Genomic DNA, 16897 nt, shown 5'->3' on the forward strand with positions numbered 1-16897 from the left:
AATTTAGGAAACGTTCCTCCGCCAATTCCTTATTACATGCCGCTCCGGCCAGGTTTCCGGTAGAAACGGCGAAGGCGACGGAACGGAACATGGACGAATTGTCCCCCGCAGCAAAAACACCATCCACGGATGTTTTCTGCAGGCCATCGACGGTAAGTAGTCCCCGTTCATTTAGCGCGCAGCCAAGCCGTCCGGGGATATCGGAATGCTGCTCTTGCGGTAATCCGGCATAGAGCACGGTGAACGGCAGGACAGAACCATCCTTGAAAACAACCTGGCGGATCTGACCCTTGCTGTGGTCGATGTGGCCGACTTCCTTTGCTACTACCTGAATGTGTTGCTTTGCCAGGTGTGCCTCCTGATCCGGTGTAAATGACGGTTTACCATTGGTGAGAACGGTTAAATCACGGGTAAGGTTGGAAACCAGCGATGCATAATGATGAGCGGCATCGCCATTCGCCAAGATTCCTGTTTGCTGTCCGTGGTATTCATAGCCATGGCAGTAGGGGCAATGGATAGCCGAGATACCCCAGCATCCGGCGAAACCTGGAATGTTAGGCATGATGTCCCTGAGACCCGTCGCGAAGATCAGTTTTTTAGCCATGAATGTCCGGCCCGATTGGGTGTCTATTTCGAATCCGGCCCGACTTTTACGGCCGTTAACCGCCGTATCATCATGAAAACGGACGGTATCGTATTGCAGCACCTGACTTTTGCCTAAATCAGCGATTTCCCGGGGGGCAACGCCGTCCTGCGTCAGGAAATTATGCGAATGCGGTGTTTGCCGATTACAGGGTAAACCGCCATCAATGATGAGTACCTGCCGTAAAGACCGGCCCAGCGCCATGGCTGCGGATAAACCGGCATAGCTGCCGCCGATGATAATCACGTCGAATGTCTGCTGTTCTTTCATGGATTCCGGAATAAAGTAACTCGTCAAGCAAAGATGCGAATCGATTTCTTTTAATGCAATAATGTTGCTTTTTATGACACTTGTTTTACGGTTTGCATGCGTTGATTCGGGATGTCCGGCCGCACTGGATTAGGTATACTGGCAAAAAAAATTATCTTTGTGTATGGCGTTTAAAAAGGGGATGTCTGTATTTTGGTCGCTGTATATGTTCTTTTTTGCCGTGCCGTTTCCGATGTTCCTGTATTACAGTATTAATTATTCGGGCGGTGGCCAGCGGCATGTGGGTTCATTGTCCAGCCCCTATCTGGCACTCGCGTACCTGGCGTTGGCTGTCGTTTGCTGGTGCTGGCTGTTTTTCCGTTATTTCAGGCAGTGGATCGTCTCGCCGATCCTGGAAGAGCGCCAACTGGCCGTATTATTAAAAACCGGTATCATGCGGGAAGCAACGGTCGTTACATCAGCAGCCAAGGGAAAGCCGGTCGACGGATACCCGCAACTGGCGGTTACGCTCCGGTTCGACAACCTGTCGGGCACCCCGATTCAGGAGACACTTCCCGTTGTTGATATGCGTCCCGAATTGCACCGTTTTGATACTGGTAAAACGATTCGCGTCCGCATTAATCCAGACCTGGCGAAAACCCCGGTCATCGTTATGGACGGTTCCGAATTCCAGCCCGACCGCCGTCGGCAGCTGCTGATTGGATTGGGATGGTTCCTGTTGCTGGCTGTGGTAGCGGCTTATTTTACGTTTAGTTACCGTTATGAAAACCAGGGGACGGGCTGGCGCTTTCTCACCTTTTTCCATCCGTTGCTGGTGTGTCCGATTACCCTGCTGGCGCTGCGTTGGCTGGTCAACGGCGGTCTTGGAAAATTATTGCTCAGCAATACGGATGCCATACGGCTGAAATATGCAGGCCATCGCGCGGAGGCCCGGTTGTTGGACGCCCGGCAAACGGGCACCTACATCAATGAACAGCCGCAGGTACGTTTTGAACTGGAATATGAAGATGCACGGGGCATTGTGCACCGGACCAGCTTTAAGAAAATCGTCGACCTGCTCGAAATGGATATTACCCGGGCGAAAACCATCCCCATTTTTTATTTGGCGGACCAGCCGCAGACCGTGGCGTTTGCTACAGACCTTGAAGATACTACGTAAGATGAAGAACACTCGTTTTTGGATGCATGCACGTTATGTCGGGATATGCAGTGCTGTCCTGTTGATGGGCGCATGCCGGCAGGTATCGCAGAGCATAACCGACACTTTTAATACGCGGCCTGACGAACACCTGTTTTCGGAAGCCGACGAGCGCATTAGCGGATTCGTGGCGGATGAAGCCGCGTTGGCGCGGGCCGAACAGCAGTTGCGGGAATTGCCGCAATACCGTTCCAGGTCCATTTACCTGTATGCCGATATCCATTTTTATGATGACGGCCGCATCATGGCCAAACTGCAGCATCCGGAAAACCCGGAATTTATCGATGCCTATACCTACAGCGGGGGTAAATGGAGTGATCCCACTCCCGTCCAGCTTTCCGTGCGCGAGCAGCTGCAGGAGAAACTGGTGGCGCTCGATAGCGTTCCCTTCCGCACCGTGGCCACGGTGATCCGGAATTACAACGAAAAAGCGGCCCTGATAGCGGGAGCGGATCAGGCGGACCATGTTTACCTGATTATCCGCTATGGCATTACCCAGTGGTATCCCAACCAGATTGACGGGTCGCGGGAATTGTGGTATATCTATTTTCACCGCGATGGTTCGGTGGCTTCTTTCGAACGTAGCTGAGCAATTGCATGATCAGAAACGTATTTACGCTTTTATGCCGGTACAGCTGCCTGGTGGTCGGGTGCAGCCTGGCCCTCTCCGCGCTGGCCCAGGAGCGCCACGGGTGGCCGGGCACATGGACAGTGCAATACCAGCCATGGCCCCATATTCCACCCATTGAAATGCAGCTGCAGATCGCAGACCCGGTTGAAAACATGCTTTATCCTGCGCGGCTATCCCTGGTACATGGTCATTTCAAGGGGGAATATGAATTGCTGCTGGTGAAGAAAAATGACCACCAGCTGGGAATCGGACGGAATAAAATACCGGTTGACGAGCAGCCTTTCGGACTGGGGCCTTGGATGATGTACCTGAACGGGGTATTGGAACGTAGACCGGAAAACGCCGGAAACCAACTGATATTGAAGCGACTTTGGATCGACCGTTTCGGCATATTCATGAGTGGTGTATACGATAATGAGTTTTACACCAACACGAAGGTATATATCCGGGATTTCCTGTATCAGCAGCCGATCACCCTGAACCGCGTAAACAGCATCCCTTGGGAACATCCCCATACCGAGCGGATTGTGCACACCGACTCGCTCTATTACGGGGTGTACGATCCTATCCGGACCGATGCGCCCCTGTTGTCCTTTGCCGTACAGGATGAAGAACGGTACGACCGGGATACGGTAACCGTGGTACATAACGGCCGGATGGTGGCTGACCACCTGCCGGTTGAGCAGGCGATGGCACTCGATGGACTCAGATTGGACAGCGGGGAAAACTACATCGCCTTTTTTGCCGATAACTATGGCGATCTGCCACCCAATACGGCAAATTTCATTGTTGGTACCGAAGACAGCCGCGCACAACTTTATGGATTTGATTTCAGCGACCGGTCCAATGCCTACGCTACGGTGATGGTCGCGCGCTTTCAGTACCTGCCGGCAGGGGCGGAAAAGGATAGGTCCGGCGAAGTGGAAGCACCTGGGCCAGTTGCGGATAATGCCGCTGAAAGACCGCGGTATTCCGGAAGGACGGCCGGGCGGCGCGACCTGCGCATTGGCCGGTGGTCGGTACAGTCCGACAAGGTACAGCTGGAAATCTGGGACGAGCAGCTGGAAGACGGCGACATCATTTCCGTGCAGGTGAACGGCATCCCCGTTGCCGATCGGATAACCGTTACCAAGGGGGGAAACCGCTTTGGGATTGCGCTGAAGCCCGGAAACAACCGGATATTATTCCGGGCTGAAAATCTCGGCCGGATACCGCCGAATACCGCCGCACTGCGGATTGTCGCCGGCGGGGAAGAACGCACGTTTCAGCTGAGCACGGACTTCGAGCGGAATAATGTGCTGGATATCGTGGTGGAAAACTAAAATCCGTATATTGTGTTGTCGGTTGGCTTGCCGTTACGCGGTTTCCGGCCGGTTAAATTGATAGGTTACCCTATGAAATCATACGATGAACTCAGCATACCAGAAGCAACCGAACTGCAACGCGGACTCCGTGACCAGCTGGATATCGGCGAGCGTCCGCTTCAGCTGGACCTGATCGGGGGAGCCGATATTTCACTGAATCTATACAGCACCACGGTATATGCCGGTATCATCCTGCTTTCCTTTCCGGAATTGAGACCCGTCAGCTGGTCGCTGGTTAAGGCAGAAACCCGGTTCCCTTACGTGCCCGGTTACCTGGCCTTCCGGGAAGTGCCCGCGCTTATACAGGCCTGGGAACGGTTGCCGGTTAAGCCCGGCGTACTGGTGGTCGATGGCCACGGTATCGCCCATCCGCGCCGGATGGGCATTGCCACCCATTTCGGTATTGAAACCGGACAGCCAACCATTGGCTGTGCAAAAAAGCTGCTGACCGGCAGGTTTGATCCGCCGGCACCGGAAACCGGCAGCCACCGTCCAATTCTTAGCCGGGACGAGCAGATTGGCCATGCCTTCCGCAGCAAAAGGAACGTAGCCCCCGTTTTTATATCGCCGGGTCACCTCATGGGTATGAATAATAGCCTGCAGGTCATCCGCCAGTGCCTGGGCAGGTACCGGATTCCCGAACCCACACGGCTGGCCCATGAGCTGGTAAACCGGTTCAGGCGGGGGGAGCTGGAAGAAGGGTATGCCTCCGCATCCGGCTGAGCCAACGGAAAAGGGGCATTAGTGGCTAACAGACGTTTGCCTATAATGGGCGTTGTATATCAGTGGAATTTAGCTAAGTTTGCGAAAAAGGCATAAATTATGGTTCTGGAAAACGACTACCTGCGTGCGGCAGTGACAGCCAAAGGTGCCGAACTGAACAGCCTGCGCCGACGGAGTGATCAAACGGAGTACCTTTGGAATGCTGATCCGGCGTACTGGGCCAAAACCAGTCCGGTCCTGTTTCCGATCGTCGGTGCACTGAAAGATGATACATACCTGTACCAAGACCAACCGTACCGGTTACCGCGTCACGGATTTGCGCGTGACCTCGTTTTTCACGAAGAGCAGGTTTCGGCAACGGCGGGTGAGTTTACCCTGACTGATACGGAAGAGACCAGAAACGTATACCCATTTGCTTTCCAGCTGAAACTCCGCTATGCGCTTGCCGGGACAAAACTTACCTGCACATACGAGGTGTCAAATCCGGATCAGCAGCATCCGCTGCTGTTTTCCATCGGGGGGCACCCGGCGTTCGCGACGCCCACAACCGGTGATGCCGGCTACGGCGACTATTACCTGGAATTTCCGGATGACGAGGTGTTGTATTGCCACCGCGTAGTGGGGAATCTGGTGGGTGATTCCATCAGTGTTATTCCCTTGGAAGATCACCGCCTACCGCTTTCACATGCACTCTTTTATGCCGATGCGCTTGTCCTGAAAACCCTGAACAGTCAGCAGATTTCGCTCCGCAATAAATTGAATGCCAGTGGTCTCCGGTTTAGCCGTGAACACTTCCCTTATTTCGGTATATGGGCGGCCCGGGACGCTGATTTCGTTTGTCTTGAACCTTGGTACGGCATCGCCGACGGCGTGGCGCACAACCAGCGGCTTGAAGAGAAAGAAGGCATCCAGCGCCTTGCAGCCGGAGAGACATGGACGGCAACCTGGGCGGTGGAATGCTTTTAAGCAGCCCCGGGCCGATAATAACAGCAGTTAACAACAGGAAATATGGAAAACAACTGGCAGACTACCCATACCGATACGGTTTACGAAAACCCCTGGATCAGGGTAGAACACCACGACGTCATTACACCTGCCGGCCATCCGGGCATTTACGGGGTGGTGGGATTCAAGAATAAAGCGATTGGCATTGTTCCCCTCGACGAAAACGGATTTATTTACCTCGTGGGTCAATACCGCTATACACTCGGGGAGTACTCGTGGGAAATTCCGGAAGGGGGAGGGCCGATCGGCGAAGATGCCCTGGCTGCGGCGCAGCGGGAGCTTCAGGAAGAAACTGGCCTGGAAGCCGGAAAGTGGCAGCAAATCGGGCGGATCCATACGTCCAATTCGGTCACCAATGAAGAGGGGTTTATTTATTTGGCGCAGGAACTCATACAGGGACCGTCCAGTCCGGAGGAAACGGAAGAATTGCAGGTCCGTAAAATTCCGCTGGCCGAGGCGGTAGAACTGGTAATGCGCTCTGAAATTACAGATTCCATCTCCATGTGCGCCATCCTGATGGTCGCTCGGATGGTGGGTATATAACCGTTATGGCAGTTAAAAACAAACGCATACTCATTACAGGGGCTACGTCGGGCATCGGCAGGGAAGCGGCTATTGCGCTGGCAAAGCAGGGTGCGCACGTGATCATACACGGGCGAGATGCAGCGAAAGCAGCTGCTGTAAAGCAGGAAATAGGCGCTATTGTCCCCGATGCCGTGGTGGACGTGCTCCTGGCAGACTTACTGAAAAAGTCCGAGGTGCTGGCCCTGGCCGAGGCATTTAACAGTCGCTTCGACAGCCTCGACGTGTTGATCAATAATGCCGGGGGCGTGATGAATACCCGGCGGGAAGAAACCGAAGACGGCTGGGAGAAAACGATTGCATTAAATGTACTGGCGCCTTTTATGCTGTCTGCCCTGCTGTATCCCAAACTGCAGCGCCAACCGGACGCGCGGATTATCAATACAGCATCCATGGCGCATTATACCGCAAAACCCGATTTGAATGACCTGATGTACAAGCAACGGTACCGTGCGCTCCGTGCGTATGGCGACGCCAAGCTTTTCGTGATTTTAATGGGCCGCGAATTTGCCAGCCGGCAACGGAATAACCCGCAGAGCAACCAGGTCATCATGAATGCCTTTCACCCCGGCGTGGTGGCGACCAATTTCGCGGGGCAGAGCGATTCACTCTACCATCTGTTTTTCCGCATTTTCCGTCCGTTGCTGACCTCGCCAAAAAAGGGAGCGGATACCATGGTATACCTGGCAACGGACGAAAAAAAGGCAAACAGCTTCAATGGTGCCTATTTTGTAAAACGCAAACGGGCGAAAATCTACATACCGAAACGCGATGCCGAGCTGGCCGGTGCACTTTGGGCCGCCTGGGAGACCTATACCGGCATTCCGTTTTTATGATTTCACCTCAACGGTAAGCCGTTTGGCCGTCCGGGCGTGTTTTTCAAAACAGGCTAACATATAATCCCAGCCCTGTTCGGCATCCATGGCTGCACGGTATGTTTCATACCCTTCTCCGTGGTTTTCAAATTTGTCGTGTTCCAGCTCAATGCGGGAACGACTGTCGCCGGCCGGGACGAACCGGATGCGTACCTCACTGGCCTTGTCCGGATCCGGTTCCGGTGCACGGGATGCCGTGATCTGCCATTTAAATGCGATGTAACTGCCGTATTTTACCTCCGTGACAGTGCCCCAGTCGCAGCGGAAATCCAGCGGGCCAATTTCGGTGCAGTGCCCGCCCGGGATGGGGTTGATGCCGATTTCGATCAATTTATCTTTTGACCAGGTATATGTTTTGGGCCACCATAACGTTAACTCCCTTACAAACGCGTTAAACGCTTCCTGATGGGGTAGACCAACTTCGACCGATTTGCTGAGTTTTTGCATAATTAGCTGCTTTGATTCTGTATAGGTTCTGCTATGAAGTTTTGCGTAAATATACAACGTTTTTGTGATGCGGTTTGTTTTTTCGACTAAAAGACATGACGCCGTTCCCGGGTCCGGTACAGGCTGGTTCGTACCCGCTTCGGGACACCGTCGGAGTGAGTCCACGGTAAGTCCACCATGAGTCCACGTTGAGTCCACCTTTTGCCGAAGTTTTGCCGGACTCACGGTGTATCCACACCGGACTTACCGTGGACTCACCCCGAAGCCTTTCCGTATGTGGCACGAAGCTATCCAATACAGCACACAGCCGGTTTTTGCAGCGCAGACGACCTAGTCTTCCATTGGCGCTGGCTCCTCCACGGCCGTTTTTTTGCGGATGTCCAATTTCATTAGCTCCGGTACCATAAACGACACGATGCCGATAACGCCGACCAGGCTACCCAGGATCATGAACGTCTGGCTGATGCCGATATAATCGGCAATAAAACCGGTACTCAGGAGGCCGATAATCGACGGCAGCAGGGCGATGCTGAAAAACATGGAAAATACCCGTCCAAGCATTGCAGGATTTACCTGCTCCTGAATAATGGTGGTGAATGTGGCATGATAAATAGATGCCGAAAGACCTCCCAGGGTTGTCAGCACCACGAACAGCACAAAACCACTTGCCGGCAGGATACCGGAAGCCGCCAGCGAAACGCCCAACATGATGTGCATGCAGTTAATGATGATCACTTTATTAATCGTCGGTTTGAATATACCCAATAATCCGCCGCCAGCCAGCATGCCGATACCCCAGACGACCTCGATCAGGCTCATTTCAAATTTGCCGCCGCCGAAGTGCTGCAGGGTGAGCAGCGGGAACAGCACGGCTACCGGCATAATGCAGAAGGTTGCCAAAATGGAGAACAGGAACATATAGGCAAGTCCTTTGTTTGCTGTTACGGCATTGACGCCGATGGCGATGTCCCGCAGCACCTGCCTGACACCGCCCGGGGCCTGGGCTTCATTTTCCGGATTGGGAATCTTGACTAACAGTAATGAGCTAATGGCAACGACTGCCCCCGCGACGTCCAGCAGCAATACCTGCTGAATGTCCATCAGGCCAATGGCCAGTGCGCCCAGCGCCGGACCGGCGATGCTTGATACCGACTGGATGGCCTGGTTAATGCCTGCAATCCGGAGCAGCTCCGTTTCCGGCGCCAGCAGCGGAACCGAAGCCTGCATGGCCGGCATATGGAAGGCCGAACCCACGGAACGCAGTCCCAGCAGCAGGTAAATGAAAATGAGCTCAAAGTGCCCGAAATAAAAAAGCAGCGACATGGCCAGTGTGCAGACCGCAATAAAGCCGTCGGCGGCGATCATCACGGTTTTGCGGTCCCAGCGGTCGATATAAACCCCTGCAAAAGGGCCGATTAATGCCTGTGGCAAAAAGGTGGCAATGGCAGCAAAGGCCAATACTTCCGCAGAACCGGTTTCGAGGCTTAGCCAGATAATAATGGCGAAGTTAACCGCCGAACTGCTGAGGAGCGACATGAACTGGCCAGTCCAGATAATCGCAAATGTTCTTTTCCACGCTTGTTTCATGGTGTTGATGGTATAATGCACACTCCGGGTGTTGCCATCCACGGAAAGATACAGGTTAAAAGCTTAAACGTAATGAATGAGTGAATCGCTTCAGGGGATACCTGAAATAATGAGCGTATGGAGGAAGGTATTCCCCGGACTCAGCCCCTGTCCCGGTGAGACAGGATGTAGTTTATGTGGGTGATCTTCATGAGTGCAATGATTAGTCGCACGGCAAATATATGATTTTATATCCAATATTGTGAAATGGCGGTCATAAATTAGACTGTACCACCCATTTACAATCGCTCCGTTCCTGTCCAGCATCGTTTTTTTCTATTTTTGCCCCCGGATTAATATGAATGAGGTAATATGAAGAAGAAGTATTTGGCAATGGCCGTGCTGGCCACCATGAGCACCGCAGCCCTGGCGCAGCAACACCAGGCCATCAATCCCGGTTTTATGGATACATCGGTAAGGCCACAGGATGATTTTTACAACTACGTGAACGGAAGCTGGATGAAAACCGCTGAAATTCCATCCGATAAGGCGCGGTGGGGAAGTTTTGATGAATTAATTGAAAACACGGACGAAGCGACGCTCGCTGTCTTAAAAGCCGCGTTGGAACATACCTATGAGTCGGGATCAGAAGGGCAGCAGATTGCAGATCTTTACCGGAGTTACATTGATCTTGATGCCCGTGACCGTGCCGGCATCGAGCCCCTTAAACCGTTACTGAAAAAAGTGGATGCGATCCGGGATTTTGACGGCTTATACCGTTACTTGGTGGAAATGGCGCCGATAGGCGGTAATCCATTGTTTGGCGCCTATGTGGATCCGGACATGAAGAACAGTAACATCAATGCGTTGTACCTAAGTGCAGCGGATCTGGGACTTGGACGCGCTTATTATCAGCAGGAGGATGCCGCCAACACCCGGACCCTGGAAGATTACAGCAACTACATCAATCGCCTGTTCCCCTTCACGGGCCAGCGTACGCGTGACCTGAAGGGCCCTAAACTGGTTGCCTTTGAAAAGGAACTTGCCAGCCACATGCTTACCGTAGAACAGATTCGTGACGCGAGCCTGCAATACAACCCGGTGGCGGTGGCCGACCTGAAAGACCTGGTTAAAAACCTGGACATCGCCCGATACCTGCGGGATATCGGATTTACGGCCGATACCGTAATTATCGATGACCTTCGCTACTACAAGGAACTGGACGGATTGCTGGTGCCGGAAAACCTCGAAGTGATTAAGGATTTACTGCGCTTCCACCTGATTGACGGTGCTGCAACGAAACTGACGCGTGAGCTGGACGAAATCAGTTTTGACTTCTGGGGCCGGACCCTTCGAGGGCAGCGTGAGCAACGTGCGCTGGATAAGCGGGGATTGCAGTTTGTCAATGCCGTAGCGGGGGAAATGCTTGGCAAGCTTTACGTGGAGGCGTACTTTCCGGCAGAAGCGAAGGCGGCTGCACAGGAAATGGTCAGCTACCTGGTTAAATCGTTTGAACATCACATCCAGCAATTGGAATGGATGTCGGCGGATACGAAAGCGAAAGCATTGGAAAAGCTGGGGAAATTCCATGTTAAAATCGGCTACCCCGACAAATGGAAAGATTATTCCGGACTGGTGGTGGGACCGTCGCTGTTTGAAAATACACTGAACGCCCGTCGCTGGCAATTTGAGGAAGAGCGGGCGAAAGCGGGGAAACCGGTCGATAAGACCGAATGGGAAATGACGCCGCAGACGGTAAACGCCTATTACAATCCGCCATATAACGAAATTGTGTTTCCTGCAGCCATCCTGCAGCCACCGTTCTATGATTACAAGGCCGATGCGGCCGTCAACTTCGGCGGAATCGGCGCGGTAATTGGCCATGAACTGTCCCACGGATTTGACGACAGCGGCTCCCAATACGATGGCGATGGAAACCTGAATAACTGGTGGACAGCAGAAGATCAGGCCAGGTTTGGCCAGGCGACCGAAGCACTTGCAGCACAATACAGCGCGTATGAACCGGTTCCGGGTGCCTTTGTCAACGGCCGTTTTACCCTCGGCGAGAATATCGGCGATCTGGGCGGTGTTTCCGTGGCGTATGATGCCCTGAACCTGTACCTGAAGGATAAGGGAAACCCCGGTAACATTGACGGATTTACACAACAGCAACGCTTTTTCCTGTCCTGGGCAACCATCTGGCGAACCAAGACAACCGACGCGTTTGTGACCAACCAGGTAAAAACAGACCCGCATTCGCCTGCCCAATACCGGGCTATAGGACCGTTGGTCAATGTCGATGGCTTTTATGAGGCATTCGATATTAAGGCGGGGGATAAGCTTTTCCTGCCGAGAGCCAATCGCATTGTCATCTGGTAGCTGCCGGTTTCCGGATAAAACAGGGCCACCTCTTACACGGGGTGGCCTTTTTATTTTAAATTTGCTGTAGCTGTCCGCGGCGGCCTAACAACGGTATGATTATTGACCCGGGAACAGTGGCTTTTCAACTAAACGACTTGGCTATGGAATTTTTGGATTACTATAAAATTCTGGGCGTTCCCAAAGGCGCCTCGCAGGAGGAAATTAAAAAGGCATACCGCAAGCTCGCCCGCAAGCTGCACCCCGACCTGAATCCGGACGACAGGGAAGCGCAGCTGAAATTCCAGCAGATCAATGAAGCGAATGAAGTGCTCAGTGATCCGGACAAGCGAAAAAAATATGACCAGTATGGAAAGGATTGGCAGCACGCCGATCAATTTGAGCAGGCGCGGCGGTCGCAGCCGCAGGGCGGGGCACGGCATGCGGCCGGGCCGGAATCTTTTTCAGGTGATTTTGATGCCGGCGGTTTCTCCGACTTTTTTGAGTCGTTATTCGGCGATGCGCGTGCCGGAAGGCGCGGGCAGGCCAGGTTCCGGGGCAGCGATTACCAGGCGGCCCTGCAACTGGCACTGCGCGATGCGTACACCACGCATAAACAGACATTAACCGTTAACGGGAAAAATATCCGCATCACCATTCCTGCCGGTGTGGCCGATGGCCAGGTTATTAAACTGAAGGGGTACGGCGGTCCAGGCGTGAACGGCGGCCCATCCGGCGACCTGTATATTACTTTCCATATTGCGGACGATCCGTTGTTCAAACGGCTGAACGATGATTTATACGCCACGGTCCCGATTGACCTCTATACCGCCGTGCTCGGCGGAGCGGTAACCGTAGACACCCTGAACGGAAAAGTGAAGCTGAACGTCTCAGCCGGTACACAGCAGGGTACGAAGGTCAGGCTGAAAGGCAAGGGCTTTCCGGTATACAGGAAAGAGGGTACATTTGGCGACCTTTATATCACCTATGAGGTGACCATACCGACGAACCTGACCGATAGGCAACGGGAGCTGTTCAGGGAGCTTGCAGACACATCACCTAACAAATGAAGTCATGGAAAAACAGGAATTAATCGCGGTACATGAATTCTGTGTGCACCATCATGCAGAAATTACGTTTATACGGGCATTGGGAGAGTCCGGACTGATTGAAGTCGTCACCGTGGACAACGAATATTATGTCAGTCCGGATCAGTTGCCCGACCTGGAAAGGTGGGTACGTTTTCATTACGACCTGGATATTAACCTGGAAGGGATTGAAGCCATTCAGCACCTTCTCCAGCAGATGAAGACCATGCAGGACGAGCTGAAAGCCCTTAAAAGCAGGCTTCACCTGTATGAACTGCGGTAAACCGCACCGTACTGGCCGTACGGCGCGGTTACGTTCAGTTAATCCAGTGCCGGAACCAGCGGCAGGATCAGGTGACTGGGCCTTGCCCCGCCGTGATGGATGGTTTGCCGGGCAACGCGCAGCTCATCGCTTGATCCCAGGGGAGCCCCCGTGTTGGGATTGCGGTCGAACTGCGGAAAATTGCTCGAGGTAATGTCGATACGGATGCGGTGGCCCGGTTTAAATACATTGGCCGTACTGGTCAGTTCGATCTCATATTCATATACCTCGTTTGGCGTCAGCAGCTTTACTTTATCCAGCCCTTCACGGAACCGAGCCCGTAAAATGCCTTCGGCTACCGGCATGGCATATCCATCCGGCTGCACATCAACCAGCTTGATCATCCAGTCGGTATCGGGACCGTCCGTTGCCGCATGCAGTTTCATCTTGATGGGGCCGGCAATGGTAAGGGGCTCCGTAAGGAAATCGCTGGTATAAACAAGCACGTCTTCCCGCCGCTCCAGCGGCCGCTGGTCCACCGGTCCCGCCTGGGTAGGTGTGCCGCAGCAGTTGTTTCCGCCGGTGGTGGGTACCGGCTGTGCCGGATCATAACGGTACGTATCCGTCGCCGCTTCCGCCGGCTTGTCAAATGTCAGCCGGCCATCGCCGCGTACCGAATTGGCCGAACCGCTGCTATTCAGGTACAGCTCGCGGTATTTCGTTTGGGGTATAGGCCAATCTGACTCGCTACGCCATTTATTGGCGCCCATGTAGAAGAGCTGTACCGGTTTTTCCAGATCGAGCCCGTTTTTAACTCCCTTCAGGTGATAATCGTAGAAATCCAGCTGCACGTCGAACATGTCCATATTGGCGATGGGTGTAAAATCGATTCCGCCAAAGCTTTGGGAGGGCCCGTGGCCCCAGGGACCGATGATCATCCGGGCGCCGGCCCGCGCTTCGGGCGTTGCGCCGTTATTGCGCATGCCGACATAGCCGTTGATGGTGCCCATTAGAAAAATATCAAACCATCCGCCATACGTGTGCACCGGCACGTTGATACGGTCAAAATTTTCTTCATCGCTGATGGCCTTCCAATATTCATCGTAGCTTTCGTGTTCCAGCCAGTCGCGGTAATGCTGAACGGGGGACCCTGCGCTCGCCAGATCGCCGGTATTCAACGGCAGGTGCATCAGGATGTTTTCGTATTTCAGCTCTTCCGGCGTGTAGGCAGCACTATGCCAGTATTGAGGGAGCATGATTCGGTTTGGCATGCGTACCACCCCCCAGCCGTAGTTGAAGCTTAGCCGGAAGGCACCGCCCATGGTAATCCAGTTGGCGTAAATGTTGGTAGATGCCACCCCCGGAAAGATGGCCACGAGATGGGGCGGTGTTTTGCTGGCGGCAGCCCATTGGTTATGGCCCAGGTAGCTGCCGCCCTGCAAGGCAACCTTGCCATTGGAAAAAGGCTGTGTAGCTGCCCATTCAATCGTTTCGTAACCGTCCTTGCCTTCGTCGCGGAACGGTTCCCAGATACCTTCGCTTTCATACCGGCCGCGCACATCCTGCACCACCACGGCATATCCATGCTGGGCAAAGCGGATCATGGTTTCATGTACCCCGTCACGTTGTACGCCATAGCAGGTCCGTGTCACGATGGTCGGGTATTTGCCGGGAGCCGCCGGAAGATACAGGTCGGCATACAGCTTAACGCCGTCGCTCATGGGTACTTCCACATGCCGTACGATCCGGATTTCATTCTGGGGTGCATCGATGGCCGTCCGTGGGGAAAAAGAAAGGGAAACGGCCATTACGGCAATGCACAGGCTTAAGGGCTCATAGCGCCCTGGAATTAATCTTTTCATAGTTTATCGGTTAGTAAGCAAGTTAATTCGTTGCTACCCTGCAAACTAAGGTAAAATTGCGTTGATATGCAAGTTTACGGAAACGGGATATGCGTGGGCGCCCGAAGCCATTCCTTACCGGGCGGCTTGGCTGGTTATTCGGCTTTCCTTTTGGCGAGTATCTTTCTTCCCTTGACAAGAATCCGCATGCCCGAGCGTTTTACGGAGATGTTGGTGGAAGCGAGATCCTGCTGCCGGTCTGCGCGGTAATACGTGGACAGGATATTCTGGTAAGGCATTAAGCCGATTACGGTATGGTCCCTGGATGACAGGACGGGAAGTACATCTACGTTTTCTTCAATCATCTTGGCTACGGCCTCCTTCAAGGTATCGCGTTCACGCAGAAACACTGGTTTCCGTTTAATGAGCGCGCTGATTTGCTTTTGGTCATCCTGGTGATTGGCAAACAGGCTGGACGCACTGACGATACCGGTATATTGCTGGTTGGCATCCACCACGATATAGTAATTGTCGGGCCTGCCATTGGCCTGCAGCCAGTCGCGCACTTCTTCGACGGTATTCCGGTCTTCAATGATGATACCCCCGGTTTGGATGGCCTGCTGTACGGTCAGCTGGTTTAATAAATCCGGTTGGTAGGAATCGGGGGTAAATATACCGCGCCTGGTTATTTTTTCGGTCATGATGGTTGTGCCCATACTGAGGTAAGAAACGGTATAGGCACCCACACACGAACCCAGCAGCGGCAGCAGCGCGTGGAACTGGCCGGTAGTTTCCATGGCAAAGATGATGGACGTCAGCAGCGCCCGGGATGCACCCGCGAACATGGCAGACATGCCTACGAGCGCGGCCAGGGGTAGGGTAACCCCGCTGTTCGGAAAAAGGTACTGGATGCCTATGCCGATCAGCACGCCGCTGGCGGCCCCGATGGTCAGTAAGGGAGCCAGTGTTCCACCCGAAGTGCCGCTGCCCAATGCAATTACCCAGGATATAAATTTGAGCAGGCACAGCGACAATACAATTTTTAACGGCATGCTTCCGGTTAGTAAATCAGTGATGTTTTCGTAGCCCACACCCAGGGTACGGGGTGCAAAATACCCCACGATTCCCACGGCCAGTCCACCGATTGCCGGCCACCACATCCAATGGATGGGCAGCTTTTCAAAAGCATCCTCCACCCAGTAAACAGCCTTGGTTATGGCCACGGAAAGGACGCCGACGATCAGTCCGAGGAAGCTGTAGCATAAAATGGCTACGGTGGAAGGCGTGGTAATTTCAACGGCCGTATAAAACACCGGTTGCGTGCCGAAAAGCAGAAAATGCCCGGCAGCCCCCGTGATGCAGGCCAACGATACGGCAATCAGCGATTTGGGTGTAAATTCAAACAATAATAATTCGATGGCCAAAAAGATGGCAGCCACCGGCGTACCGAAAATGGCCGTCATACCCGCAGTGGCGCCGGCCGAAAGGAGTATTTTCCGCTCGGCATTGGAAATCTTGAACACCTGGCCCCACGTGGAACCCAGTGCGCCCCCCGTGGCAATAATGGGGCCTTCCGCTCCGAAAGGTCCTCCTGTGCCGATGGCAAGGGCGGAGGATATGGGTTTAAGAAACGTAATGGCGGGCTTAATTTTGCTTTGGTTTACGAGTATCTGCTCCATAGCCTCGGGAATGCCATGGCCGCGTATGGCTTTTGAACCATACAGCGCAAGGATACCTACCGCAACACCGCCTATGGCGGGAATTACGATGACCCATAACCCCAGTGCATTGTGTGCTGGACCAGCTTCTGCGAAGGAAAACGATCCGTAAAAGGACAGGTTGGTGATTCCATTGATGAGCATCACGAGTAGCTTGGCAAGGCCACTGATGATCGCGGCGATCAGTACCGCATAACAGGCAATTAATAAAATACGCCACTTATTAACCCGCGGTGAGGCCACTGCTCCTTCGGATTTTAAGGTGTCTTCCAGTGAAATCGAAATGGGGATATTACCGTTCTGCTTTGCAATCATATGTGCTGCAA

The 16897-nt window shown here is 53.5% G+C and carries 15 protein-coding genes; 10 read left to right on the top strand and 5 right to left on the bottom strand.

Features of this window, described 5'->3' with window-relative positions:
* Window positions 1-913 (bottom strand): NAD(P)/FAD-dependent oxidoreductase (locus ABWO75_RS10745; protein WP_353185384.1); only part of this gene is annotated, 913 nt, incomplete at its 3' end.
* A 163-nt stretch (window positions 914-1076) separates the two neighbouring features.
* Between ABWO75_RS10745 and ABWO75_RS10750 the strand changes: the two genes are divergently transcribed.
* The 7 genes from ABWO75_RS10750 (at window position 1077) to ABWO75_RS10780 (ending at window position 7252) form a co-directional block, all read left to right on the top strand.
* Entirely contained in the window at window positions 1077-2072 is a 996-nt protein-coding gene (locus tag ABWO75_RS10750) for a hypothetical protein (RefSeq protein WP_353185386.1), read from the top strand.
* A 1-nt stretch (window position 2073) separates the two neighbouring features.
* Window positions 2074-2700, top strand: a complete 627-nt coding sequence (locus ABWO75_RS10755) for a hypothetical protein (RefSeq protein ID WP_353185388.1) — start codon at window positions 2074-2076, stop codon at window positions 2698-2700.
* Between the two features lie 8 nt (window positions 2701-2708).
* Window positions 2709-4064 carry a hypothetical protein gene (locus ABWO75_RS10760; RefSeq protein ID WP_353185390.1) on the top strand — a complete coding sequence of 452 codons (1356 nt, stop codon included), beginning with the start codon at window positions 2709-2711 and terminating at the stop codon, window positions 4062-4064.
* A 72-nt stretch (window positions 4065-4136) separates the two neighbouring features.
* Window positions 4137-4829 carry a deoxyribonuclease V gene (gene nfi, locus ABWO75_RS10765; RefSeq protein ID WP_353185392.1) on the top strand — a complete coding sequence of 231 codons (693 nt, stop codon included), beginning with the start codon at window positions 4137-4139 and terminating at the stop codon, window positions 4827-4829.
* Window positions 4830-4928: 99 nt separating this feature from the next.
* Entirely contained in the window at window positions 4929-5795 is an 867-nt protein-coding gene (locus ABWO75_RS10770; protein WP_353185394.1) for an aldose 1-epimerase family protein, read from the top strand.
* A 42-nt stretch (window positions 5796-5837) separates the two neighbouring features.
* A complete protein-coding gene (locus ABWO75_RS10775; protein ID WP_353185396.1) occupies window positions 5838-6377 on the top strand; it encodes an NUDIX domain-containing protein in 540 nt (179 codons plus the stop codon).
* A gap of 5 nt (window positions 6378-6382) precedes the next feature.
* Window positions 6383-7252, top strand: coding sequence for an SDR family NAD(P)-dependent oxidoreductase (locus tag ABWO75_RS10780; RefSeq protein ID WP_353185398.1), 870 nt, complete (start codon window positions 6383-6385; stop codon window positions 7250-7252).
* Here the strand turns inward: ABWO75_RS10780 and ABWO75_RS10785 are convergent.
* Both ABWO75_RS10785 and ABWO75_RS10790 read right to left on the bottom strand, forming a co-directional pair.
* A complete protein-coding gene (locus ABWO75_RS10785) occupies window positions 7247-7738 on the bottom strand; it encodes an SRPBCC family protein (protein ID WP_353185400.1) in 492 nt (163 codons plus the stop codon). The genes ABWO75_RS10780 and ABWO75_RS10785 overlap by 6 nt on opposite strands.
* A gap of 330 nt (window positions 7739-8068) precedes the next feature.
* On the bottom strand, window positions 8069-9325 hold the full coding sequence (locus ABWO75_RS10790; protein ID WP_353185412.1) for an MFS transporter: 1257 nt from the start codon (window positions 9323-9325) through the stop codon (window positions 8069-8071).
* A 351-nt stretch (window positions 9326-9676) separates the two neighbouring features.
* Here ABWO75_RS10790 and ABWO75_RS10795 point away from each other — a divergent pair, with 351 nt between their 5' ends.
* The 3 genes from ABWO75_RS10795 to ABWO75_RS10805 all read left to right on the top strand — a co-directional run bounded on the left by ABWO75_RS10795 (window position 9677) and on the right by ABWO75_RS10805 (window position 13033).
* Entirely contained in the window at window positions 9677-11683 is a 2007-nt protein-coding gene (locus tag ABWO75_RS10795) for a M13 family metallopeptidase (protein ID WP_353185402.1), read from the top strand.
* A 143-nt stretch (window positions 11684-11826) separates the two neighbouring features.
* On the top strand, window positions 11827-12732 hold the full coding sequence (locus ABWO75_RS10800; RefSeq protein ID WP_353185404.1) for a DnaJ C-terminal domain-containing protein: 906 nt from the start codon (window positions 11827-11829) through the stop codon (window positions 12730-12732).
* A gap of 4 nt (window positions 12733-12736) precedes the next feature.
* Entirely contained in the window at window positions 12737-13033 is a 297-nt protein-coding gene (locus ABWO75_RS10805; protein ID WP_353185406.1) for a chaperone modulator CbpM, read from the top strand.
* Between the two features lie 38 nt (window positions 13034-13071).
* Here the strand turns inward: ABWO75_RS10805 and ABWO75_RS10810 are convergent, their stop codons facing one another.
* A complete protein-coding gene (locus ABWO75_RS10810; protein ID WP_353185408.1) occupies window positions 13072-14874 on the bottom strand; it encodes a CocE/NonD family hydrolase in 1803 nt (600 codons plus the stop codon).
* Window positions 14875-15008: 134 nt separating this feature from the next.
* A partial coding sequence (locus ABWO75_RS10815; RefSeq protein ID WP_353185410.1) for a chloride channel protein occupies window positions 15009-16897 on the bottom strand: 1889 nt, incomplete at its 5' end.

Source organism: Parapedobacter lycopersici, assembly GCF_040395035.1.
In the GTDB taxonomy this organism is placed as follows: domain Bacteria; phylum Bacteroidota; class Bacteroidia; order Sphingobacteriales; family Sphingobacteriaceae; genus Parapedobacter; species Parapedobacter lycopersici_A.